The 23,254-nt window shown below is 71.6% G+C and carries 18 protein-coding genes; 8 read left to right on the top strand and 10 right to left on the bottom strand.

What is annotated here, in order from left to right:
- Positions 1-96: 96 nt before the first annotated feature.
- Positions 97-1,041 (top strand): glutathione S-transferase C-terminal domain-containing protein, encoded by a 945-nt coding sequence (locus OG430_RS45510; protein ID WP_327358575.1) that lies wholly within the window; start codon positions 97-99, stop codon positions 1,039-1,041.
- Between the two features lie 123 nt (positions 1,042-1,164).
- Here the strand turns inward: OG430_RS45510 and OG430_RS45505 are convergent, their stop codons facing one another.
- Positions 1,165-2,130 carry an EamA family transporter gene (locus OG430_RS45505; protein WP_327358574.1) on the bottom strand — a complete coding sequence of 322 codons (966 nt, stop codon included), beginning with the start codon at positions 2,128-2,130 and terminating at the stop codon, positions 1,165-1,167.
- Between the two features lie 41 nt (positions 2,131-2,171).
- On the opposite strand from OG430_RS45505, the gene OG430_RS45500 reads away from it, so the two are divergent.
- A complete protein-coding gene (locus OG430_RS45500; protein WP_327358573.1) occupies positions 2,172-2,693 on the top strand; it encodes a MarR family winged helix-turn-helix transcriptional regulator in 522 nt (173 codons plus the stop codon).
- 59 nt (positions 2,694-2,752) lie between these two features.
- Here OG430_RS45500 and OG430_RS45495 read toward each other — a convergent pair whose 3' ends face one another.
- From OG430_RS45495 to OG430_RS45480, 4 genes are all read right to left on the bottom strand, one after another.
- Complete coding sequence (locus OG430_RS45495; RefSeq protein WP_327358572.1) at positions 2,753-3,853, bottom strand: calcium:proton antiporter; 1,101 nt, start codon at positions 3,851-3,853, stop codon at positions 2,753-2,755.
- Between the two features lie 209 nt (positions 3,854-4,062).
- Positions 4,063-5,262, bottom strand: coding sequence for an alpha/beta hydrolase family protein (locus OG430_RS45490; protein ID WP_327358571.1), 1,200 nt, complete (start codon positions 5,260-5,262; stop codon positions 4,063-4,065).
- Between the two features lie 184 nt (positions 5,263-5,446).
- Positions 5,447-6,997: an acyl-CoA synthetase gene (locus OG430_RS45485; protein ID WP_327358570.1), complete on the bottom strand. Its 1,551-nt coding sequence runs from the start codon at positions 6,995-6,997 to the stop codon at positions 5,447-5,449.
- Positions 6,998-7,063: 66 nt separating this feature from the next.
- A complete protein-coding gene (locus tag OG430_RS45480; RefSeq protein ID WP_327358569.1) occupies positions 7,064-8,167 on the bottom strand; it encodes a nitronate monooxygenase in 1,104 nt (367 codons plus the stop codon).
- Positions 8,168-8,370: 203 nt separating this feature from the next.
- On the opposite strand from OG430_RS45480, the gene OG430_RS45475 reads away from it, so the two are divergent.
- Entirely contained in the window at positions 8,371-10,161 is a 1,791-nt protein-coding gene (locus OG430_RS45475) for a serine hydrolase (protein WP_327358568.1), read from the top strand.
- A gap of 16 nt (positions 10,162-10,177) precedes the next feature.
- Here OG430_RS45475 and OG430_RS45470 read toward each other — a convergent pair whose 3' ends face one another.
- On the bottom strand, positions 10,178-11,089 hold the full coding sequence (locus OG430_RS45470) for a hypothetical protein (RefSeq protein ID WP_327358567.1): 912 nt from the start codon (positions 11,087-11,089) through the stop codon (positions 10,178-10,180).
- Between the two features lie 103 nt (positions 11,090-11,192).
- Positions 11,193-13,223, bottom strand: a complete 2,031-nt coding sequence (locus tag OG430_RS45465; RefSeq protein WP_327358566.1) for a translation factor GTPase family protein — start codon at positions 13,221-13,223, stop codon at positions 11,193-11,195.
- A gap of 426 nt (positions 13,224-13,649) precedes the next feature.
- On the opposite strand from OG430_RS45465, the gene OG430_RS45460 reads away from it, so the two are divergent.
- Entirely contained in the window at positions 13,650-14,174 is a 525-nt protein-coding gene (locus tag OG430_RS45460; protein WP_327358565.1) for a VOC family protein, read from the top strand.
- Positions 14,175-14,190: 16 nt separating this feature from the next.
- Here OG430_RS45460 and OG430_RS45455 read toward each other — a convergent pair whose 3' ends face one another.
- Positions 14,191-15,747, bottom strand: coding sequence for a phytoene desaturase family protein (locus tag OG430_RS45455; protein ID WP_327358564.1), 1,557 nt, complete (start codon positions 15,745-15,747; stop codon positions 14,191-14,193).
- 577 nt (positions 15,748-16,324) lie between these two features.
- Here OG430_RS45455 and OG430_RS45450 point away from each other — a divergent pair.
- Positions 16,325-17,395, top strand: a complete 1,071-nt coding sequence (locus OG430_RS45450; RefSeq protein ID WP_327358563.1) for a TIGR03617 family F420-dependent LLM class oxidoreductase — start codon at positions 16,325-16,327, stop codon at positions 17,393-17,395.
- 1 nt (position 17,396) lies between these two features.
- Positions 17,397-18,197, top strand: a complete 801-nt coding sequence (locus OG430_RS45445; RefSeq protein ID WP_327358562.1) for an enoyl-CoA hydratase/isomerase family protein — start codon at positions 17,397-17,399, stop codon at positions 18,195-18,197.
- A 52-nt stretch (positions 18,198-18,249) separates the two neighbouring features.
- Here OG430_RS45445 and OG430_RS45440 read toward each other — a convergent pair whose 3' ends face one another.
- Entirely contained in the window at positions 18,250-20,508 is a 2,259-nt protein-coding gene (locus OG430_RS45440) for a serine/threonine-protein kinase (RefSeq protein WP_327358561.1), read from the bottom strand.
- Entirely contained in the window at positions 20,490-21,365 is an 876-nt protein-coding gene (locus OG430_RS45435; RefSeq protein WP_327359482.1) for an oxygenase MpaB family protein, read from the bottom strand. Before OG430_RS45435 ends, OG430_RS45440 begins: the two co-directional genes overlap by 19 nt.
- Before the next feature lie 269 nt (positions 21,366-21,634).
- On the opposite strand from OG430_RS45435, the gene OG430_RS45430 reads away from it, so the two are divergent.
- The gene (locus OG430_RS45430; protein WP_327358560.1) at positions 21,635-22,204 is read left to right on the top strand and encodes an RNA polymerase sigma factor; all 570 of its coding nucleotides are present in this window, start codon (positions 21,635-21,637) and stop codon (positions 22,202-22,204) included.
- Positions 22,201-23,226 (top strand): hypothetical protein, encoded by a 1,026-nt coding sequence (locus OG430_RS45425; RefSeq protein WP_327358559.1) that lies wholly within the window; start codon positions 22,201-22,203, stop codon positions 23,224-23,226. Before OG430_RS45430 ends, OG430_RS45425 begins: the two co-directional genes overlap by 4 nt.
- Positions 23,227-23,254: the final 28 nt, after the last annotated feature.

The raw sequence follows: 23,254 nt of genomic DNA, 5'->3' as shown, positions 1-23,254 counted from the left end.
CCTCGCCGCAGCGCGCCCCGCACCCCGGATGCGCGACCGCCGCACGTCCGCATCACGTCTGCGACCAGAAGACCGGTCCCGGCCCCAGGGAGACACATGCCCGCCGCAGCCCCGACCACCACGCCGCCCGTCCCCTCCCCGCCGTCGTTCCGGGGCAGGATCAGCTGTGACCCCAACAGCGGCTACCACGCCACGCCGCGCCGTTACCGCCTCCACCTGTCCCTGTCCTGCCCCCACTGTCTGCGGATCGCCATCACCCACAGCCTGCTCGCACTGGACGAGACCCTGCCGGTGGTGCTGTTGCCGGCCGTTCCCGATCTGTCCGACGGCGGGCACTCCGCACTGCACCCCTTGTACGAGGCCAGTTCACACCGGTATCCCGGACCGGCCGTCGCGCCGGTGCTGAGCGACTCCTGGACGGGGCGGATCGTCAGTACGCACACCCCGGACATCCTCAGCGACCTGGCAGGACGCTTCGGCGGCGTCTGCTCCGATCGGCCGGTCCTCCATCCGCGGGGCGCGGAAGCCGAGTTCGACGCCGTCGACCACCTCTGCACGTCCCTCATCGGCGAAGCCGCACAGCGGGCCGGTCAGGCCGACATCGACGCCACGGCGCGCTACACGGCCCTGGTTTCGCTGCTGCGGGCCCTGGGCTCACTGGAATGGCGTCTCGCCCGCCAGGACTTCGTCGTCGGTGACGAAATGACCGCCGCCGACGTGCAGTTGTGGGTGACCCTGGTCCAGCTCGACACCGTGCACCGGCTGCACCTGGACGCCTCCGCGGTCCAGCGCATCGCGGACCACCCCCATGTGTGGTCCTACGCGCGGCGGCTGGCCGCCCATCCCGCTTTCGGCGCCCACCTCGACCTGGCGGGCATCGCCCGCCGGCACCACGCACGCTGCCGGGGGCTGGAGGCGGCCGGGGCAGCGGTACAGATCCTGGACTGGGCGTCCCACATCACGGACGGGGCCGCAACTCCGTCCCGCAACTCCGCGCAACCGCACCAAGCGCTTCGCCTCGGTTCGTCCAACTGCGCCTGAACCATGACGGGATGACCCCTGGCGGGTTGCCCCATGACGGGATGCCCCGTGACGGGATGCCCCGTGACGGGATGCCCCGTGACGGGATGCCGCGTGGCGGGATGAGCAGATACGTCGCCGTGGTCACGGACCGCCGGCCGGTCGCCGGCACTGGACTTGCTTCCGGTGGTCCGGGCACGGCGCGGGCGTCATCGCCTCAGTGGGGCGAGGTCGGTCCGCTGCGGCGGCGCGGCGGTGCGGCGGACCCTTCGGAGGTCGGGCAAGCGCCACGCTCGCCAAGGTGAGCGCCAGACCGAACAGTTGCCGCCCGTTCATCGTCTCGTGGGCGATCGCCGTGCCCAGGAGGACCCCTGTGACCGGATTGAGCAGACCGACCAGGCCCACGGTGGCCGCAGGCAGGCGGCGCAGGCCGGCGAACCAGGCGACGAAGGCCAACGCCGTCCCCACGACGGTGACGTAGCCGAATCCGGCCAGGGCGGGACCATCCAGCGCCGGTGGACCGCCCTCGATCGCCACCGCGGCCACGAGTAGGACCAGTCCACCGACCGTGAGTTGCCAGGATGTGGACGCCAGGGTGTCGATCCCCTCGCTCCAGCGCTTCGCGAGGAGGTAGCCGCACGAGGACATGGCCATCGCGCAGGCGGAGGCGAGGAGGCCGACGCGGTCCATCGAGGCGCTCGCGGTCAGGAGCATCAGGCACACCCCTGCGACCCCGGCGACCGCCGCGGCCAACTGCCGTACCCGTGGCCGCTCACCGACCAGCGGCCACGCAAGGAGCATCATGGCCAGCGGCGCCGTGGCCATCACGGTCGAGGCCACGCTGGTCGGCAGCCGTTGCGCGGCCAGATAGACGAGCGCGAAGAAGCCGCCCATGTTGAGCACGCCGAGCACCAGGGACTTCCACCACCAGGACCCGCTCGGCAGCGTACGGCTCAGGGCGAGCAGCAGCAGTCCGGCGGGCAGCGCCCGGAATGCTGCCCCGTACAGGGGCCGGTCGGGAGGCAGGAACTCGCCGGTGACGTAGTAGGTCGTCCCCCAGGCCACCGGCGCGATCGCCGTGATCAGTAGCCACCGCCAGATACCTTCCATGGAAGGTACTATATCTTCCATGGAAGGTATATTGGGTTGTCGTGACGGAAGAAAGCGCACAGCCCTTGGACCATGTCGCCCGCATCCAGGCGGAGTGGGCCCGCGAGCGCCCGGACGTGGACGTGTCCCCGCAGGCCGTCATCGGCCGATTGCACCGCCTGGCCGCGCTGTTGACGCAGCGACTCTGCCTGGTCTACGACACGTACGGGCTCAGCGAGGGCGAGTTCGACGTGCTGGCGGCACTGCGGCGCGCGGGCGCTCCGTACGAGCGGGCACCCGGCGAGTTGGCGGCGCACACCATGGTCACCACGGGCGCGATGACCAAGCGCGTGGATCGCCTGGAACGAGGCGGGCTGGTCACCAGGCGTCGTTCGGCGGTCGACGGCCGTGGTCGCGTGGTCGCGCTCACGCCGGCCGGACGCAAGCTGATCGACCGCGCCTTCACCGACCACATGCGCAACGAGCGCGGCCTGCTCGACGCCGTCACCCCCGAGGACGCCGCGCAGTTGCAGGCTCTCCTGACCACCTGGCTGGGCCGCCTCGAACAGCCGGAAGCCGACTGAACACACCCGCCAGGCAGGTTCGGCAGGGCACCCTCAGGGGCTGATGACGAGGAACGCGTTCAGGGACTGATGGCGAGGAACACGAACCCCGCGAACAGCACCAGATGCACCCCGCCCTGCAGCAGCGTCGCCCGGCCCGGCAGCACCGTAAGGGCGCTGACCACGACCGTCAGCGCGAGCAGCACCATGTGCGTGGCGCCCAGGCCCAGGAGCAGCGGCCCCTCCAGCCAGATGGAGGCGATGGCGATGGCCGGAATCGTCAGGCCGATGCTGGCGATCGCCGAGCCGTGCGCCAGGTTGAGGCTGATCTGCACCCGGTCGCGGCGGGCCGAGCGGTAGGCGGCGAGGGTCTCCGGAAGCAGCACCAGGAGGGCGATCACCACGCCGACGAAGGACTGCGGCAGCCCCGCCGCGTCGACGCCCGACTCGATGGTGGGCGAGATGCCCTTGGCGTTGCCCACCACGGCGATCAGCGCGACGAGGAGCAGGGCGAGGCTGATGCCGGTCTCGCGGTTGCTGGGCGGGTGGGCGTGGTCGTCCTCGTCCAGGACCTCGCCGTCGCGGGTGACCGGCAGGAAGTAGTCGCGGTGGCGGATCGTCTGCATCGCCACGAACAGCAGATACAGCGCGAACGACACCACCGCGGCGAAGGCGAGCTGCGCCGTGGAGAACTCGGGCCCCGGCTTGCTGGTGGTGAAGGTGGGCAGGACCAGGCTGAGCGTGGCGAGAGTGGCCACGGTGGACAGGGCGGCGACGGTGCCTTCGGTATTGAAGGCCGCGACGCCGTTGCGCCAGGCCCCGACCAGGAGCGAGAGCCCCACGATGCCGTTGCAGGTGATCATCACCGCGGCGAAGACCGTGTCGCGGGCGAGCGAGGACGATTTCGGGCCGCCGTCCGCCATCAGAGTGACGATCAGCGCCACCTCGATCAGGGTGACGGCGAGGGCGAGCACCAGGGATCCGAAGGGCTCACCCACCCGGTGTGCCACCACCTCGGCGTGGTGCACGGCGGCGAGCACCGCCCCGGCCAGGCACAGCGCGACCACCGCCACCATGACGCCCGGCAGGTCACGCCCCCAGGTCAGCGCCAGCACCACGAGGGCGAGCAGGGGGACCGCGGTGGTCCCGGCCGTGGTGAGGATGCCCGGTTTTGTTGCCATATGGGCACCCTACGCAACGGCTCCCTGCCCTCACCCGGCGGGGGCTGGCCGGGACGGGCCTGACCTGGCCTGGCCTGGCCTGGGCGGGCCTGACCTGGCCTGGCCTGAGCGAACCTGACCTGCGCGGGCCTGACCTGCGCGGGCCTCAGCTGCGCGGGCCTGACCTGCGGAGGCCTGGCCTGCCGCCCCTCCAGAGGACCGAGCCGCGTTCAGGGATTCCGGAACACGACCTCGGGGTTGCCCGGCGTCGGCCCGTCGAGCAGCGGCTGCGGGATGCCGCGCAGGTGCTGGTCGAAGAAGGCCCCGACGTAGTCCCGGGTGATCTGCCCCGAACGGTCCCCCGGCAGCGGTACCTTCGGATCCGTCATGCCCAACTGCCCTGCCAGCACCGGCAGATCGGTGAAGGTGTAGTGGCCGGACCCGGTGACCGTCAGCCAGCGCTTCCAGCCGTCGAGGCGGGCCCAGTCCCCGTCCCAGTCGTCCACGGAGCCCGGGCTGTGGAAGGACTCGGTGCCCAGCATCAGGAAGGGCCGGCCGCCGAGTCCGGAGTCGGGGACCGGGGCGAAGAACGTGCCGTCCAAGTTCACCCCGGCCCGCACCCGCCGATCGGCTGCCATCGTCGCGGCCGTGCCCGCGCCACCGATGGAGTGCCCGGCCATCCCGATCCGCTTGCGGTCGATCATCCGGGCATGCCGCCAGGCCGACCGGTGCCCCGTCAGTTCGTCGAGCACGAAGGAGAGATCCTTCGCCCGCACCTTCACCACGTCCTCGTACTTCTGCTTGCAGGCGGCGCAGGTCAGCATCCGGCCGCCGGGGAAGAGCGTGCCCACGGATTCGTAGGCGTGGTCGACCGTCGCGACGACGTAACCGCGGCTCGCCAGGTCCTCGGCGAGGGAGGTGAGGGTGGCACGGCCGACGGAGAAGCCGGGCGAGAGGACGATCAAGGGGTGGCGTCCCGGTGCCGGTCGCGCGCCGGGCACTGCGTGGGTCCGGGTGGCGCTGACCAGTTCCGCGGGTACGTTGCGCCCCTGCGCCTCGGCGAGCAGGCGGGCTTCCTCGCTGGTCATGTAGGGAGCGCCGGAACCGCCGCCCCGACGTGCCGGGTAGTACAGCGACAGCATCAACTCCCGGTCCCCGGCGGCCGGAACCCAAGGGTCCTGCCGCCCGGTGTCGGTCAGGTGCAGGGTGTCGCGGCCTGTCGCGTAAGGGCCGGTCGGACGGGGCAGTTCGAGCTGCATGCCCTGCGGGTCCGCGCCAAGGGCCCGCGCGGCGGCGCTCGGCCAGGAGGTCACGGAGGTCACGGAGGCCGCCGAGGGCGCGGCGAACGCGGTCGGTGCGGCCGCGAGCGGCAGAGAGAGGGACAGGGCGACCAGTGCGGCGGCCGCGGCGGTGTTGCGGGTTCGGATCATGCCGAGAACGCTAGGCCGCTCGCCATCTGCGCACGTCAGCCCCTGGTCGGTACCGATGTAGTACCGAGGTATGACCAACTGCCCCTCTCGTACTGCCTGTTGGCAGCGGTGGACGCAGGACGACGTGCAGGTGCCCGAGGTCCGGGTCACCCCCGGCCCTCGGGCACCTGCGTACAGCCGCGCCTCAGACGGCCCGCTCGCGCCCTTCCCAGTACGGATCCCGCAACCGCCGCTTGTACAGCTTGCCGTTGGGGTCGCGCGGCATCGTCTCGATGAAGTCGACCGTCTTGGGCCGCTTGTACCCGGCGAGTTGGCTCTCGCAGTGCGCGAGGATCTCGGCGGCCAGGGCATCGCCCGCCACCTGCCCCTCGGCCGGTTCGATGACGGCCTTGACCTCCTCGCCCCAGTCGTCGTTCGGGATGCCGAACGCGGCCGCGTCGGCGACGGCGGGGTGGGTGAGCAGGGCCGACTCGATCTCGGCGGGGTAGATGTTGGCGCCACCCGAGATGATCATGTCGATCTTGCGGTCGCGCAGGAAGAGATAGCCGTCCTCGTCGAGGATGCCGAGGTCACCGACGGTGAAGAAGTCGCCGATGCGGTTCTTCTTCGTCTTGGCCTCGTCCTTGTGGTACGCGAACCCGCCGGTCGACATCTTCATGTAGACGGTGCCCAGCTCACCCGGCGGCAGCCGGTTGCCGTCGTCGTCGAAGACGGCCAACTCGCTGATGGGCCAGGCCTTTCCGACCGTTCCTGGCTTCTTCAGCCAGTCCTCGGCCGTGGCGAAGGCGCCGCCGCCCTCACTGGCCGCGTAGTACTCCTCCACGCACTGGCCCCACCACTCGATCATGGCGCGCTTGACGTGGTCCGGGCAGGGCGCGGCCCCGTGGATCGCGTGCCGCATCGACGACACGTCGTACGCCTCGCGCACCTGCTCGGGGAGCGCGAGCAGGCGGTGGAACTGGGTCGGCACCATGTGCGTGTGGGTGCACTTGTGGGTGTCGATGAGGCGCAGCATCTCCTCGCCGGTCCACTTGTCCATCAGGACCAGGGGGTGCCCGATGTGCAGCGATGCACCAGCGAATTGCAGTACGGCCGTGTGGTAGAGCGGTGAGCACACCAGGTGGACGTTGTCGTCGAACGGCTTCACGCCGAAGATGCCGAGGAATCCGCCGAGGTACGTCTCCTCGGGCAGCTTCCCGGACAGCGGGCGGCGGATGCCTCGCGGCCGGCCCGTGGTGCCCGAGGTGTAGTTCATGACCCAGCCCTGGGTGCGGTCCGAGGGCGCCGACTCGGGCTGTCCGTCGAGGAGTTCGGCGTACGCGCGGAAGCCGTCGACCGTGCCGACGGCATAGCGGTGGGTCGCGGGCAGCTTCGCCTCGTCGGCGGCCGAGGTCGCCGCGTCGGCGAACCGTTCGTGGGCGATGAGCACCTTGGCGCCGGAGTCGGAGACGATCCAGGCGATCTCGGGTCCGACCAGGTGGTGGTTGACCGGCACCAGATAGAAGCCGGCCTGCGAGGCGGCGAGATAGGCGGTGAAGAACTCCACGCCGTTGGGCAGCACCACGGCGAAGGCGTCACCGCGCTCCAGGCCCGCGGCGCGCAGCCCGTGCACGAGTTGGTTGACGGCGGCGTGCAGCCGGCCGGCGGTCCACTCCTCGCCGTCGGGGGCGATCAGGATCGTACGGTCCGGGTCTGCCGTCGCCTGCGCCCAGAAACCGTTGGGTGCTTGGGACATGTCGGCTCAGCTCCTTCAGGCTCGAATGAGGGCTCGATTGGGGTGCTCGTAGGAAGTCCGGCGCGGTCAGGCGCGTCCGGCGATGCGGTTGATGCGGTCGATGGCACGCTCGAAGCCGCTGGTCAGCTTGTCGAACACCTGCTGCACGCTGAGCTCTTCGTTCATCTTGCCGACGATCTGGCCCACCGGAGTGCCGAGCAGCGGGTCGACCTCGTACTTCTGGATCCGCGAGACCGCCTCGGCGACGAGGAGCCCCTGCAGCGGCATGGGCAGGGTGCCGGGGCCGCTCGGGTCGTCCCAGGCGTCGGTCCATTCCGTACGCAGCTGACGTGCGGGCTTGCCCGTCAGGGCGCGGGAGCGCACCGTGTCCCCGGAGCCCGCCGCGAGGAGCTTCTGGGTGAGGGCGCGCGAGTGCATGTCGGCCTCTGTGGTGGTCAGCCAGATGGAGCCGGTCCACACCCCCTGGGCGCCCAACGCCATTGCGGCCGCGACCTGTTCACCGCTGCCGATGCCGCCCGCCGCGAGGACCGGCAGCGGGGCGACCGCCTCGACGGCCTCGGGGGTGAGCACCATGGAGGCGATCTCCCCCGTGTGGCCGCCCGCCTCGTAACCCTGGGCCACCACGATGTCGATGCCGGCCTCCGCGTGCTTGCGGGCGTGCCGGGCACTGCCCGCGAGCGCGGCGACCAACACGTTCTGCGCGTGGGCGCGTTCGATCACGTCGGCGGGCGGTGAGCCGAGCGCGTTGGCGAGCAGTTTGATCGGGTAGTCGAAGGCGACGTCCAGCTGGTTGCGGGCGACCTGCTCCATCCACCCGGTGATGCGCCAGCCGGATGCTTCGCCTTCGGGAAGTTCGGGGACGTTGTGCTTGGCGAGGGTCTCGCGTACGAACTCCCGGTGCCCGGCCGGGATCATCGCCTCGACATCGGCCTCGGAGACGCCCTCGACCTTCTTCGCGGGCATCACGACGTCGAGCCCGTAAGGCTTGCCGTCCGTGTGCTCCTGCATCCAGTCGAGGTCGCGTTTGAGGTCGTCGGGCGCCGTGTAGCGGACCGCGCCGAGCACACCGAATCCGCCGGCCCGCGTGATTGCCGCGGCCACGGCGGGGAACGGCGTGAAGCCGAAGATGGCGTGCTCGACTCCCAGTTTCTTGCTCAGCTCCGTCTGCATGCGCGCAGGATGCCAAAGCGGCGCTCGCGATGGAAGAGATTTTCTGATGGAGCGTCAGATTCTTTGGGGCGTACGGGACTCGGGGGCGGGCGGGCGCCACGCGGGCCGGGAGGGTTGACATGGCCTCGGCGCCGCAAGAAAGTTTCATCTGCCGATCGTGATCCCGAAAGATTCTTTCAGAGACGTCCGGGGAGGACTCCTTCATGACCGAGCCCATCACCCGCCGCCAACTCGCCGGCCGCGCCCTGGCCCTGGGCGGCGCCCTGGCCCTCGTCCCCTTCCCGGCGGGTCCCGCCGCGGCCGCACCGCAAACTCCGCAGGGCGCGGGCGGCGGCGGGCCGACACTGCGGCGCGGCTCCGCCGAGCGGGCCGGGCTGTTGCCGGGCCAGCTGCGGCAGTTGGTCGTCGACGCGGAGAAATACCTCGCCCCCTCCCCCAAGCACCCGTGGTACGCGGGCGCGGTGCTGCTCGCGGGGCGCGGCGGCACGGTGGCGCTGCACCAGCCGATCGGTCACGCCGTGCGCTACTCGGCGTACGACGAGAAGACCGACACGGCCGTGGAGTTCCCGCCGCAGCAGCAGATCGCGGCGGCCGAGGACACGGTGTACGACCTGGCCTCGGTGTCCAAGCTGTTCACCTCGATCCTCGCCGTGCAGCAGCTGGAGCGGGGCGCGCTGGAGCTGGAGGAGAAGGTCGCGGCGTATCTGCCGGAGTTCGGCGGGGCCGGCAAGCAGGACGTCACGATCCGTCAACTGCTCACCCACACCTCCGGCTTCCGGGCCTGGCTCCCCCTCTACAAGGAGCCGACGCGCGAGGGCAAGCTCCGGCTCATCTGGAACGAGGCGCCGCTCAACGCGCCGGGCAGCAAGTACCTCTACTCCGACCTCAATCTGATCTCCCTCCAGCTGGTCCTGGAGAAGGTCACGGGACACCCGCTCGACGCGCTGCTCCGTGACCACATCACCGCTCCGCTCGGGATGCGCCGCACCCGCTACAACCCGCCCGCCTCCTGGAAGCCGAAGGTCGCCGCCACCGAGGACGCCCGGCTGCCCTGGTCGGGCCTGGAGCGCGGGCTGGTGTGGGGCGAGGTGCACGACGAGAACGCGTTCAGTTTCGGCGGGGTCGCCGGGCACGCGGGCGTCTTCTCCTGCGCCTGGGACCTGGCCGTTCTCGGCCGGACGCTGCTCAACGGCGGCTCGTACGGACGCGCCCGCATCCTGAAGCCGGAGTCGGTGGAGCTGATGTTCACCGACTTCAACACGGACTTCCCCGGCGACGAGCACGGCCTCGGCTTCGAGCTCTACCAGCACTGGTACATGGGCGCGATGGCCACCCCGCGCACCGCGGGCCACACCGGCTTCACCGGCACCTCGCTGGTCCTCGACCCGACCACCGACTCGTTCCTCGTGATCCTCGGCAACTCCGTTCACCCGGTGCGCAGTTGGCGCTCCGGCTCCGCGCCCCGCGTGGCCGCCGCCAACAACCTCGCACGGGCCGTGCCGGTACGTCCCGCGCGCGGGCGCCGCGCCTGGTTCTCCGGCATGGCGGGCGCCACCTCGGCCACGCTGACCCTGCCCGCGCTGGAACTCGCGGCGGGCAGCGCACCGACCCGACTGCGGTGCCAGTTGTGGTGGCACACGGAGCCCGCGTCCGACCTGCTGTATCTGGAGGCGTCGGGCGACGACGGCACGACCTGGCAGGCGCTGCCCTTCGTGACGGTGCACGCAGGCGACGACCCCGTCGAGCACCCGGCCGGATCGGCGACCGGCTATGCGGGACGGGTGTGGCACCGGCTCACCGCGGACCTGGCCGCGTGGCGCGGCAGACGGGTGCGGGTGCGCTGGCGTTATGCGACGGACCAGTTGTACGTGGGGCGCGGGGCGTACGTCGACGGGCTGCGGGTCGAGGACGGATCAGGGGTCGTCTTCGACGAGGCCCGGCCCGCGGACGCCGCCCGCATCGAGGCTGCGGGCTGGGCGGCGTCCGCGGACTGAGCGGGCGCGGGCCGGGTCAGAACTGCGGGGGCTGGTAAGGATTCGGCTGCCCCTGGGACGGGGGCTGCCGGTAAGGCGGCTGAGGCTGGGCGTACGGCTGTTGGGGCTGAGCGTAGGGGCCCGGTTGGCCCTGCTGGGGCTGGGCGTACGGCTGCTGCTGGGGCTGCTGCCCCTGCTGCGGACCGTACCCCTGTGACTGAGGCTGACCGTACGACTGCTGCGCCTGCCCGTACGGCTGCTGCTGAGGCTCACCGTAGGGCTGCTGGTACGCGGGCTGCGGAGGCTGCGCCGCCTGCTGCGGAATCGGTCCGGGGCCGCCGAACGGGTTTCCGTGGCCCGGCAGTTGGCCACCCGGCGGCACCAGACGTACCCGTCCGGTCTCGTCCGGGACCGGGGTGAAGCCCGCCGACTGCAGCAGCGCCGCGAACTTGGCGTTGCGCTTGCGCGTCCATACGAAGCCGGCGCCGAGCAGCACCATCAGCCCGGCCCAGGCGGCGATGACGAACACCGCCCCGTCACCCGCGCTGACCGCTCCGTACGCCGAGCCGGCGGTGATGCCGACGGCGCCCCAGATCATGCGCTTCTCGGCGCTCTTGCCGGTCAGGTCGAAGTTGATCCGCGCCTTGAGCAACTCCATCGCGTCCGGCTGGAAGGGCGGCAGCGGGCCGTCGCTGCCGGCCTGCGGGAACTGCGCCCAGTTCTGGGCCGCGCGCTGCTGTGCCGCCGGGCTCTGGTCGGGGAGGATCAGCATCTTCAGGGCGTTGTTCTGCCCGCCGGACTGGGTGGCGTCCGCGTACTGATAGCCGAACTGCTCCGCGATGAACGCGAGCTTGGCGAGCTTCTTGACCGAGGCCATCGGGCTGGTGAGCTCGACGGCCTCGCCGCTCGCCATGAGCTGGAACATCTTGCTGATCTGACGCTTGCTCATGACCGTCCCTCCCCTGGGGGGTGCTGCTGCCTCGGATGAATTCGGACACCCTTTCACACGCCGCTGACACCGCCGACGCAGGCCGCCGCCACTGCACCCTTTGTCACACGGAGCTCCGGATGCCCTCCACTTTCCGCTGGACCCGCAGCAGATATTCCTTGCGGTGCAGCGGGTCGTGGTCGGTGCGGGGCCTGCTCGGGGCCCGGCCGCGGACGGGCGCGTAGTGCGAGAAGGCGGATTCCAGCAGGCCCTCGCCGCGGGTGAGGGGCGGCAGCCGCTGCTCCAGGTCGTGCACGTGGGCGGCCGGGATCTCGCCCTCCAGGACATGGACCGCGCCCCGCAGTTCCGTGCGCTGCGCGAAGGCGCGCAGTCCGGTGAGGACGGGCAGCACCGACGGATACGTGTCGGCGGGAATCTCGAGGCGGAAACGGTGCATGGGTTCGTGGACGCGGGTTCCGGCCTGCCGCAGGGCGCTCATGAGGACCAGGGGTGTCAGGTGGCGGAAGTCGCCGGCCGTGCTCGACATGCTCTTGTCGAACACCGCGTGGGAGTGGCTCTGGCGCGGCCAGTAGCCGGAGTGGGTGAGGGTGACGGCGCAGTCGGTGACGCGCCAGCCGTGCAGGCCCTGGGCCAGGGTCTCCCGCACCGTCTCCTCGATGGCCTTCCTGAAGGCCATCGGCAGTGCGCCGGGCTCGATGGCCAGCCGGTAGGTGACGCCGGAGTCGACGGGTGCGGGGTCGATGCGCAGACCGATGGTGGCGAGGAAGGGATTTCCGTCCCTTTCGCCGATTTCCATGGACTCGCCGGTGCCGACCGGGCGTTCGGCGCAAATGGTCGTGGTGCGCCGGAACTCGACGGGGATCGCGAATTCGTCGGCCAGGGTCGCCTGGATCACCTCCTTCTGGACCTCTCCGTAGAGCGAGAGGTGGATTTCCTGACGGATGTCGTCCTGTCGGAGGTTGATCAGCGGATCCTGTTCGGCGAGCTGGGTGAGCGCGGCGAGCAGGGCGCCCCGCTCGCGCGGCCGGGCGGGCGCGACGACGGTTTCCAGGGTGGGCGGGGCGAAGTGGTGGTCGGCGCTCGTGGTGGCGTGTTCGCCGATCCGGTCGCCGATCTGGATGCCCGCGAGGCCGTAGAGCTTGCCGATCTGCCCGGCCCTGACCTCGCCGCGGGCGGCCGCCGCACCGCGCTCGAAGACGCCGAGGGCGGTGACCTTGCCTTCCTTGGCATTGCCGTCCCGGTCCCGGCCGAAGGGCAGCCTGTCCCGGACCGCGAGGGTGCCGGAGAACATCCGCGCGTACGCGACCTTCTCGCCCGCCGGCCCCCGCTCGACCTTGAAGACGGTGCCGGAGACGGGGCCGTCCGCCGCGCCGTCGGCCGCGGGGAGCAACCGGCGTACGGCGTCGGTGAGTTCGACGATGCCCGCGCCGGTGACCGCCGAGCCGAAGTACACCGGATGAACCTGCCCGCGCGCGACCTGCCCGGCGAGCGCGTCGGTCAACTGCCGCCCGGTGAGAGCCCGTTCGTCGTCGAGGTAGGCGGCGAGCAGTGCGTCGTCATGCTCGGCGAGGAGCTCGGTGAGGGTGTCCGCGAACTTCTGGTCACCGGCAGGGTCGGCGACGTACGGCCGGAACCAGGCATCCTGCGTGCCGAGCCCATCGGCCGCCCCCATGGCGACAATCGCCGGGCTGAGCCGCTCACCGATCTCGCGCAGCACGCGCGCGGTGTCCGCACCACGGCGGTCGATCTTGTTGATGAACAGGAGGGTGGGGATGCGCAGCCGCTGCAGCGTGCGCATCAGCACGCGGGTCTGCGCCTGGACGCCCTCGACGGCGGAGATGACGAGGACGGCGCCGTCGAGCACGCTGAGGACCCGTTCCACCTCGGCGATGAAGTCCGGGTGGCCGGGGGTGTCGATGAGGTTGACGGTGGTGTCGTCGACGGCGAACGACACGACGGCGGACTTGATGGTGATGCCGCGCTGCCGCTCCAGGGCGAGGGAGTCGGTCTGGGTGTTGCCGTCGTCGACGCGGCCGATCTCGTCGATGACTCCGGCGGCGTGCAGGAGCCGCTCGGTCAGGCTGGTCTTACCGGCGTCGACATGGGCCAGAATTCCGAGGTTGAGCGTACGCACGAAGCGTCATGTCCTTTAGGTAGGGGGAAATTACCTGCTGGGTGGACATGAACGATCCGCGCATTCTCGCGTCTCCTCGCGTTCGCCTGGGCTCCGTGCTGTCGAGCCGAGTACAGCAACCGGCTTCCGGCCCCGGCAACCGAATTTCCGCGCCGCCTCCGGCTTCGCGCACCGTCTAGGACAGGTTCAGGCCTAGTTCGGCCTTAGGGCGTGTGTCGGAAGTCCCTCCGTCCGCCCGGAGGGCGGGCCCTGCGGCGTCCGGTGCGTGCTCTCGGCGTGCCGGGCGGAAGTCCTCGTACTGGACGTACTTGGGCTTTCGCCCGGTGCGGCGAGAGTGCGTGCCGGGCGTCGCGGGGCAGGAGGGACTTCCGACACACGCCCTAGTGTCTCCTTGTCCCGATGAGCCACGAGGAAGGCCGGCCAGCCATGAACCGCACCGCACCCGAGGGCTACACCAGCGTCGCGCCGTGGGTCGTCACCGACGACACCGGCGCCCTGCTCGACTTCGTCACCGCGGCGTTCGACGGCGAGGAAATCGCCCGCGTCCAGGTCGAGGACGGCAGCATCGGCCACGGTGAGATCCGGGTCGGCGACACGGTGGTGCTGGCCTTCGACCGGCAGGACGACTGGCCCGTGATGCCGTCGCTGCTGCGGATCTACGTTCCCGACGCGGACGCCGCGATGGCCGCGGCCGTCGCCCACGGGGCGCGGGTGGTGACCGAGGCCGTCGACAACGCGTGGGGAGACCGCGGCGGCCGGGTGCGGGACCCGTTCGGCAACATCTGGTGGGTGACGAGCCGCGTCGAGGAGGTGGCACCGGACGTGGCCTGGCAGCGCATGTCCGAGCCGAAGTACGCGGACGCGATGCGCATGGCCCAGGAGACCCTGGACGCCGAGCTCAGCGGCCGGGAGTCCGGCGTGGCGAGCGCCCCGCAGCGGCCGGCCGACTGAGCAGCCGGCCGAGCGGTCAGCGGCCGAGCGCCGCCATCGCCGCGTTGTGCCCGGGGATCCCGCTGACTCCTCCCCCGCGTACGGCGCCCGCCCCGCACAGCAGCACATTGGCGTGGCCGGTCTCCACGCCCCAGCGGCCGGTGCCGTCCTGGGCGTGGGGGAAGGCCAGGTCGCGGTGGAAGATGTTGCCGCCGGGCAGGCGCAGGTCGCGTTCCAGGTCGAGCGGTGTCTTGGCCTCGATGCAGGGGCGGCCGTCGGCGTCGGTGGCCAGGCAGTCGGTGAGGGGTTCGGCCAGGTGGGTGTCGAGCTGCGCGAGGGTCGCCTTGAGGAGCTCGTCGCGTACGGCGTCGTGGTCGCGGGCGAACAGCCGGGCGGGCGTGTGCAGTCCGAACAGGGTGAGGGTCTGACAGCCCTCGGCCTGCAGTTGGGGCCCGAGGATCGACGGGTCGGTCAGCGAGTGGCAGTAGATCTCGGACGGCGGCGCGGCGGGCAGTTCACCGGCCGCGGCCTGCGCGTAGGCGGTCGCCAACTGCTCGTATCCCTCGGCCACATGGAAGGTCCCGGCGAAGGCCTCGCGCGGGTCGACGGACCGGTCCCGCAGCTTCGGCAGCCGCTTGAGCAGCATGTTCACCTTGAGCTGGGCGCCTTCGGCGGGCTCGGGCGGCGCCTCGCCGAGGAGGGCGGCGAGCTCCTGGGGCGAGGCGTTCACCAGCACATGTGCGGCGGCCACACTCCCTTCTCCGCCCTGTGTGCGGTACGTGACCTCCGCGCGCTTTCCGTCGGTCTCGATCCGGATCGCCTCGTGCCCCTTGGCGATCTCCGCCCCTGCGTCCAGCGCGGCCCCGGCCAGCGCGTCGGTGAGGGCGCCCATGCCGCCGACGGGCACGTCCCAGTCGCCGGTGCCACCGCCGATGACGTGGTAGAGGAAGCACCTGTTCTGCCGCAGCGCCGGGTCGTGGGCGTCGGCGAAGGTACCGATGAGCCCGTCCGTGAGGACGACGCCACGCACCAGGTCATCGGCGAACCGCTCCTCGACCGCGACCCCGATGGGCTCCTCGAACAGCGTCCGCCACGCCTCGTCGTCCGCCACCCGCTCCTTGAGTTCCGCGCGGGTCGGCAGCGGCTCGGTGAGGGTGGGAAAGACCCGTTCGGCGACCTGTCCCGTCATGCCGTAGAACCGCTGCCACGCCACGAACTCCCGCTCCGAACCGGTCAGTTTGCGAAACGCCTCCCGGGTGCGTGCGGTCCCGCGGGACACCAGCAGACCGGCGGGCCGCCCGTCGCGCACGGCCGGGGTGTAGGAGGAGACGTTGCGCTTGCGGACGGCGAAGGTCAGCCCGAGGTCCCGCACCACCTTCTTGGGCAGCAGGCTGACGAGATAGGAGTAACGGGACAGCCGTGCGTCCACACCCTTGAAGGCGTACGTCGACACGGCGGCGCCCCCGGTCTTCTCGAGGCGTTCCAGGAGGAGCACGGAGCGGCCCTCGCGGGCCAGGTAGGCGGCGGCGACGAGGCCGTTGTGGCCGCCGCCGATGATCACGGCGTCGTATGCGGTGCGGTTGAAGGTGCGCATGGCTCTTTTGACCTCCGCTCCCCGGCCCACGGGCCGGGCATTCCTACCACGGTTGTCCGACCGTCCGGGTGGGTTGGTGCTGTGCGGTACGAGCCCGCCGCATGCCGATCACCGTACATGCCTGGGCTGTCGCCACCTACGAAGAACATCGCCCGAGGACTGCACCGTCATTTGCGTTCGTTGTTGCCCTTCGGGGTCTCGTGGTCGGCTGCGAGTCGCCGTAGCGTGCGGGTCTCGTCGCCCAAGGAGCGACCGACGCCCTGGAAGAGGCTGCGGATGTAGCGCTCGGCGCCGGGGGTGATGCCTGCCCTGGTCGGCGGCCCACGAGGTGAGCGTGGCGAGATGGGAGTAGTGGGGCGAGGAGGTGGCGCAGGTCGTCATTGGCTGCACTGGCCATCACATTGACCACCGTCCTGTCGGCGCAGACGCGGATGCCTCGTGGCGCTCGGCGCCCAGGGCAGGTCGCTCCGCCTCTCCGGCCGACTTGAGACACCGTAAAGTCCTGACTATGCATCAGAAAGCCCACGGGTCAACGGACGTTGGAGCATCCGAGGCGCACGGAACGGATTCGGAGGTCATGACGCACCACCTGCCCGTCGACACCCAGTTGGTGGCCGCGCTCGGCGAGGAAGGCACCGCCGCCCGGCGGCTCAAGGAACAGGGCTTCGACGGCGCCTTCACCTTCGAGGGCGGCCACGACGTGTTCTTTCCGCTCGTAACCGCCGCGCGGGAGGGTGTCGGGCTCGATCTGATGACCAACATCGCGGTGGCGCTGCCCCGTTCGCCGGTCCATCTCGCGCATGCGGCCTGGGACCTTCAGCAGCTCTCCGGCGGCCGATTCCGGCTGGGGCTCGGAAGTCAGGTGAAGGCGCACGTCACCCGTCGGCACGGGTCCCGGTTCGACCCGCCGGTCGGGCGCATGCGGGAGTGGATCGGCGCGACGAAGGCCGTACTGAACTCCTGGGCGGACGGCGAACCCCTCGCCTACGAAGGCAAGTTCACCAGCCACACCCTCATGCCGCCGACGTTCCGGCCGGAGCCCTCGCCCCATCCCGTCCCGCCGGTGCTGCTCGCGGCGCTCGGCCCGCGGATGACCGCGACGGCCGGGGAGGTGGCCGACGGGCTGCTCGTCATGCCCTTCAACAGCGCCCGGCACGTGAGGGAGCGCACCCTGCCCGCTCTCGCCGAGGGACTCGCGAAGGCGGGACGCCCTCAACTCGGCGGCGCGGGCGACACGTTCGAGGTGGTGGCCGAGGTCATCGTGGGGTGCGGGCGCGACGAGCGGGAGATGGCACAGGCGCGGGCCGGGGTGCGGCGACTGCTCGCGTTCTACGCCTCGACACCCGCGTACCGGCCCGTTCTCGATGTCCACGGCTGGAGCGAACTCCAGCCGGATCTCCAGGCGTTGACACGCGCCGGACGGTGGGCCGAGCTGCCCGACGCGATCGACGACACCATGCTCCACACCCTGGCCGCGGTCGGTTCGCCGAAGGAGGTGGCCGCCGAGATCCAGGCACGTTGGCAGGGCGTGGCCACGCGGCTGGCGTTCTACCAGCCGTACAGCGCTCATCCCGACACCACGGGAGAGCTCTTGGCGGCGATCCGGGCGGGCGAGGACACGCATGGCGTGGCCGGCGGGGGTGAGTGAGGTGGCAGACGTGACCGAGGTCCGCGTCGACGTCGACGCGGCCGGCGTCGCCGTGATCACGCTCGACGGACCGGAGCGCCTGAACACGCTGTCCGGCGGAGCCCTGCGGGCGCTGGGCGCCGCCTATCGCCGCTGTGACGCCGACGACGCCGTACGCGCCGTCGTCCTCACCGGTGCCGGGCGGGCCTTCTGCGCCGGTGCCGATCTCTCCCCACGAGCTGCCGCCTTCGCCGCCCCGAAGGGCGACTTCACCGCGTCTCCCGTCCAGCCGCCTGCCTGGCGTGTGCGCAAGCTGGTGATCGCCGCGGTGAACGGTCATGCGATCGGCATCGGACTCACCGTCGCGCTGCAGTGCGATGTCCGATTCGTGGCCGAGGACGCCAAGGTGGCCGTCCCGCAGGTGCGGCGCGGCATGGTCGGTGACTGCCAGTCGCACTTCACGCTGCGGCGTGCGGTCGGCCTCGCGGTCGCGGCCGAGCTGCTGCTGACCGGACGGACGCTGACCGGCCGGGAGGCCGCCGACCGCGGCATCGCGAGCCGCGCCCTGCCCGCCTCCGACGTACTGCCCGCCGCGCTGACGCTCGCCCGCGAAGTGGCGACCGAGGCCAACCCCGCCTCGGTCGCCCTGAGCAAACGGCTGTTGTGGGCGGATCTGGACGCCGACGCCGTGGAACGGGAGGAGACCCGCGCCCATCTCGCGCTCCTCGGCACCGACGACGCCAAGGAAGGCGCCGCGGCCTGGCGGGAGCGCCGCCCACCGCGTTGGACCTCAAGCGCCGGTGACCACGTGGACCCCGCCTGAACCGGGGCCCCGCACCGGCCCGGCGCCCCGAGCGTCACGCTTCGCCGTGCGGTCAGCGCCCCTGGGCGCCACGCTGCTGCCGCAGCGCCGCAACCCTGCGGTACAGGTCGACCGCCTCGGCGCTCCGGCCGAGCTGTTCCAGGCAGTGTGCCTCGTCGTTGCGGCTGGCCAGGGCGTCGGGGTGGTCGGCGCCCAGGACCTGTTCGCGGGCCGCGGCGACCTTGCGGTACTCGGTGAGGGCGTCGGCCCAGCGGCCCAGCCAGCCGAGGCCGACGGCCACCTCGCGGCGGCTGACGAGGGTGTCGGGGTGGTCGGCGCCCAGGACCCGCTCGCGGATCGCGCAGACGTTGCGCGCCTCGTCGAGGGCTTCCTCCCAGCGGCCGAGGCGGCCGAGGTTGACGCCGAGGCCGTGCCGGGCGCGCAGGGTCTCGGGGTCGTTCGGGCCGTGCACGCGCGTGCGGTCGTCGATGAGGTCTCGGTAGAGGGTGAGGGCTTCGGCGCTGCGGCCGAGGCGGCCGAGGCTGATGCCGACCTCGTAGCGGGCGGCGAGGGTGTCGAGGTGGTCGGCGCCGAGGACCTGGCGGCGGGCCTCGGCGACCTCGCGATAGGTGCTCAGGGCCTCGCTCCAGCGGCCCAACTGGCCGAGTGCGTACGCCACTTCGTAGCGCGTGACGAGGGTGTCGGGGTGGTCCGGGCCGAGCACCCGGGCGCGGGCGACGGCCACGTCCCGGGCCATGCGGTAGGAGTCCTCTAGGCGGCCGAGGCGGCTCAGGTTGTACGCGAGGTTGTGCCGGCAGCGCAGGGTGTCGGGGTGGTCGGGACCCAGGCGCGGGGAGCGTTCGCGGGCGGCGAGGACCGAGGAGTACACCTGGTGGGCCTCGAAGTGTCGGCCCAACTGGCCGAGGACGTACGCCATTTCCTGGCGGGCGGCGAGGGTGTCGGCGTGCTCGGCGCCGAGGGTGCGCTCGCGGCCCTCGGCGACGCGGCTGTACTCGCGCAGGGCGTCGCCGGCACGGCCGGTGCGGCTGAGGGTGAAGCCGACCTCGTAGCGGCTGGCGAGGGTGTCGGGGTGGTCGGGGCCGAGCGCGTGCTCGCGTTCCGTGGCGACCGCGCGGTGCACCTCGCCGGCCTCGGTCCAGCGGCCGAGGCGGCCCAGGCTGAGGCCCGCGTTGTGCCGGCTGACGAGGACGGACAGCAACTCGGGCGAAGGCGTGGGGCGTTCCGGCTTGGACTGCCCGGTCACGGGGACCCGGCGGCCTTCGGTGCGCGGGATCCACTCCCCCGTGAGGCCCGCCGACGTGTCGGGGGGCGTGCTGCGCAGGCCCGCTCCGGTCGCCTTGTGGCCGGTGGTCATGCCGCGGGTCCAGGACGGCAGCCGGGGCTCGTTGGTCGGCGGCTGCTCGGGGCGGGCGACCACGGTGGGCGCGTGGTGCACCGACTGTGTGGCGGGGGCCGCGGTTCCGGTGCGGGCGGCGGTGATGCGGCGGGCGAGTTCGCGGGCGTCGTCGGGGCGGCTGTCCGGCCGCTTGGCGAGCAGGTCGAGGATGATCCGCTCAAGGTATTCGGGCAGATCGGAGCGGTGGCTGCGGGGCGGCTGGGGCGCGGTGTCGCGGTGTCCGACCAGGACGGCCCAGGCGTCGGCGAGGTCGAACGGCGGGGCGCCGGTGGCGATCTCGTACAGGACGCAGCCGAGCGAGTACAGGTCGCTGCGGTGGTCGACGGGGTCGCCGCCGATCTGCTCGGGCGACATGTAGTGCGGGGTGCCCATGGCGATGTTGGTGCCGGTGAGCTTGGCGGTGAAGCCGATGTCGTGGCCGAGGCGGGCGATGCCGAAGTCGCAGATCTTCACCGTGCCGTCGGTGAGCTTCATGATGTTCGCGGGCTTCAGGTCGCGGTGCACGATGCCCTGGTCATGGGTGTACGCGAGGGCGTGGGCGACCTGTTCGGTGATGTCGACGATGTCCGGGACGGTCAGCGGGTGCTGCCGGTTGTCCTCCAGGAGCTGGCTGAGGTTGCGGCCCTCCAGGAGCTCCATGACCAGGTACAGGACGCCGTCGGACTCCCCGAAGTCGTGCACGACGGTGACGCCGCGGTGCTGCAGGGCGGCGGCGACCCGGGCCTCACGGCGGAACCGCTCACGCAGGATGCGCGTGAACGACGCGTCGTGGCTCGGCCCCATCGGCTTGAGGCACTTGACGGCGACGTGCCGCCCGAGCGACTCGTCCCGGGCACGCCACACCTCGCCCATGCCGCCGCGCCCGATCAGATCGAGCAGCCGGTACCGGCCCTGAATCAGCCTGGTGTCCGCCATCTCGTGCTGTCGCCCCCGTCATTTCGCTGCGCCCTCCCCGGCCCGTCCAGTATGGCGGCCCCGCCCTTCAGTTTGTACGGTGCCGGTCGGCTGCCGGGGCCGAGTCGTGCCATGGCCCGCAGAATGTGCTTGGGAGGTAGCTGCCAGCGTACGCGGGCGGGAATCGTGCGCAGGATGTGGCCCGCGATCCGCAGGCGACGGTCGACCGTGGCTCGGGGTGGCGCCTTCCGGTTGTACAACTTGTGTGCGTACGGGGGCAGGGCGGCGTACGCGAGGTCGGCGACCTGCCGCCACAGCAGGGCGCGGGCCGGGACCAGGAGGGGGTGCGTGGGTGGCTGCCGCAGGAAGTCGTCGACGGTGCGCGCCTCGGGTCCGGCCGCCAGTTGGGGACGTACGGACGCGAAATATGCCGTCATTTCCGCCCTGTTCGCCGGTACGTCGACGGGGTCGAGGCCGACGAGGCGGGCGGCGGCGCGCTGTTCGTCGATGTAGCGGTCGGCGAGTGCGTCGGTCAGTGGGATGCCGGAGCGGCGGGCCACGGTGAGGTAGGAGTCGATCTCGGCGCAGTGCACCCACAGGAGCAGCTCGGGCTCGTCGACGCCGTAGGTCTCGCCGGTGTCGGGGTCGGTGGCGGTGATGTGGCGGTGGATGCGACGTACCTTGGCTCCGGCCAGTTCGGCGGCCTCGGTGGTGCCGTAGCTGAGGGTGCCGACGAAATGGGCGGTGCGCAGCAGCCGGCCCCAGGCGTCCTTCCTGAAGTCGGAGTTCTGGGTGACGCCGCGGACCGCGCGGGGGTGCAGGGCCTGCAGGTAGAGGGCGCGGATCCCGGCGATCCACATGATGGGGTCGCCGTGCATCTGCCAGGTGACGGAGGTGGGGCCGAAGAGTCCGGGGTCGGGGCCGGAGTCGAGGGCAAGGGGTGTCGTGGTCTGCCCCTGAGGGTGGTGCGGCGGCTCGGTCCGGTCCGACCGGCCGGGGCAAGTTCCTTCCCCGCTCATACGGTTGATGCTACTCGGTGGTTGGTTCGGTCCACCGGGGACGGTCCTCGGCCGCGCTGCGAACGCTCTGTGGCGTCGGCGACAAGTAGGGGATGAGACTGCCGCCCGGCAGTCATGAGGGAGATTCCGTGACTTGGGACGGGGAAGAGGACGCCGCCCGGCCACCGGCCGGGGCGGTGCGGGAACCCGCGCAGTTCGAGGCGCTGGTGGAGCAGCACTCGACGGCGTTGCACGGCTACTTCGCGCGCCGTGCGCCCGGCGCCGCCGACGATCTGCTCTCGGAGCTGTGGCTGCAGGCGTACGCGGGTCGGCACGGCTTCGACGCGGAGCGCGGGGTGGCCAGGGCCTGGCTGTTCGGGGTGGCCAGGAACGTGCTGTCCGCGCATTGGCGGCGGGCCGCGCAGGAGGGGCGGTCGGCGCCCGGCGAGGGCGGGGCCGGTGACCCGTGGGAGGCGGTGGACGCCCGGCTCGACGCGTCCGCCCTGGCGCCCGCCCTGCGCGCGGTGCTCGGTGAACTGCCCGATGCCGAGCGGGAGTTGCTGCTCCTGATCGCCTGGGAGCAGCTGAGCCCGACCGAGGCGGCCGCCGTGGTCGGCATACCTCCGGGCACCGCCAGATCCCGGCTGCATCGTGCCCGCACCAAGCTGCGCGAGTGCGCGGCACTCAGCTCCACCGGACTGACAGGAGACCAGGAATGACCAGCTTCGAAGACCGCCACGACTACACGATCGACGACCTGCTCGACTTCCCCGGCGCGCGTGAACTGGTCGCGGCCGGCCAGGTGCAGGCGCCCAGCGAGGAGACGGTGCGGGCGGCGCGGATGGCGCTGGCCCAGGCCGCTCTCGCGGACCGCGCGGATCTGAAGGACCTCACGGCGCTGGGCGGCGTCGACCGCCAGGACGGCGTGCGGGGCCTCGGCGGACGGCAGGGCGGCGAAGCCGCGCACGGCCGGAGGCGGGCCTTGCACCTCCCGCGTGGGCGGCGCCTGCTGGTGGCCGCCGCCGCGGTGGCCGCGATCGCCGCCGGTGCCGTGGTCTATCCGGTCGTGGGCATGGGCGACAGCAAGCCGGCCGCCAGCGCGACGGCGGCGGAGTTCCTCGACGGGATGGCCGAGGTCGCGGCGGCCGAGACCGCGCCGGAAAGCGCCCCGTTCTGGAAGATCCGTACGGAGGTGATCAACGAGGACGACGGTCACGCCTCCACCACCGAGTGGTTCGACCGCAAGGGCAACATCTGGAGCATCGACATCAACGGCTCGCCGCATCGGCCCGCCCCGGTCGACAAGCGCAAGGTGTGGCCGATGGGCGACAAGAAGCTGAACTGGCCCCAGGTGGAGTCCCTGCCCGCCGATCCCGACGCGCTGGCCGCCCGGATGGGCATGCACGCCTTCGAGCAGTCGGCCAACCTGCTCAACTCGCCGGCCCATCCCAAGGTGCGCGGCGCCCTGTTCCAGGTCATGGCCGATCAGAAGGGCGTGAAGCTCGTCGGCACGGTCAAGGACAGTCAGGGACGTACCGGCACGGCGGTGGAGTACACCGTCAAGCAGCGCCTGGCGGCTGTCGCGGGCGAGAGCGAGCACCCTGACAGGTCAGTCACGTACCGGCTGGTCATCGACCCCAAGACCGGCACCCTCCTGGAGGAGCAGTGGCGGGCCAAGGGCGACCCCACGGAGCGGTCGACCTATCTGGAGGTCGGCCCGGCGGACAAGGTGGACTGGTGAGCAGGGTCGACTGCTGAGCAGGGTGCAC

The sequence above is a fragment of the Streptomyces sp. NBC_01304 genome (assembly GCF_035975855.1).
Taxonomy (GTDB): Bacteria; Actinomycetota; Actinomycetes; order Streptomycetales; family Streptomycetaceae; genus Streptomyces.
The sequence above is the reverse complement of the archived record's forward strand: the minus strand, read 5'-3'. Positions and strand labels throughout refer to the sequence as shown.

Bases quoted from the DNA above. Each gene is read 5' to 3' on its own strand.
- OG430_RS45440 (WP_327358561.1), bottom strand. From the start codon at position 20,508: ATGGCGGACACCAGGCTGATTCAGGGCCGGTACCGGCTGCTCGATCTG.
- OG430_RS45450 (WP_327358563.1), top strand. From the start codon at position 16,325: ATGACGCACCACCTGCCCGTCGACACCCAGTTGGTGGCCGCGCTCGGC.
- OG430_RS45505 (WP_327358574.1), bottom strand. From the start codon at position 2,130: ATGGAAGGTATCTGGCGGTGGCTACTGATCACGGCGATCGCGCCGGTG.
- OG430_RS45425 (WP_327358559.1), top strand. From the start codon at position 22,201: ATGACCAGCTTCGAAGACCGCCACGACTACACGATCGACGACCTGCTC.
- OG430_RS45485 (WP_327358570.1), bottom strand. From the start codon at position 6,997: ATGTCCCAAGCACCCAACGGTTTCTGGGCGCAGGCGACGGCAGACCCG.
- OG430_RS45480 (WP_327358569.1), bottom strand. From the start codon at position 8,167: ATGCAGACGGAGCTGAGCAAGAAACTGGGAGTCGAGCACGCCATCTTC.
- OG430_RS45460 (WP_327358565.1), top strand. From the start codon at position 13,650: ATGAACCGCACCGCACCCGAGGGCTACACCAGCGTCGCGCCGTGGGTC.
- OG430_RS45455 (WP_327358564.1), bottom strand. From the start codon at position 15,747: ATGCGCACCTTCAACCGCACCGCATACGACGCCGTGATCATCGGCGGC.
- OG430_RS45435 (WP_327359482.1), bottom strand. From the start codon at position 21,365: ATGCACGGCGACCCCATCATGTGGATCGCCGGGATCCGCGCCCTCTAC.
- OG430_RS45470 (WP_327358567.1), bottom strand. From the start codon at position 11,089: ATGAGCAAGCGTCAGATCAGCAAGATGTTCCAGCTCATGGCGAGCGGC.
- OG430_RS45510 (WP_327358575.1), top strand. From the start codon at position 97: ATGCCCGCCGCAGCCCCGACCACCACGCCGCCCGTCCCCTCCCCGCCG.
- OG430_RS45475 (WP_327358568.1), top strand. From the start codon at position 8,371: ATGACCGAGCCCATCACCCGCCGCCAACTCGCCGGCCGCGCCCTGGCC.
- OG430_RS45495 (WP_327358572.1), bottom strand. From the start codon at position 3,853: ATGGCAACAAAACCGGGCATCCTCACCACGGCCGGGACCACCGCGGTC.
- OG430_RS45490 (WP_327358571.1), bottom strand. From the start codon at position 5,262: ATGATCCGAACCCGCAACACCGCCGCGGCCGCCGCACTGGTCGCCCTG.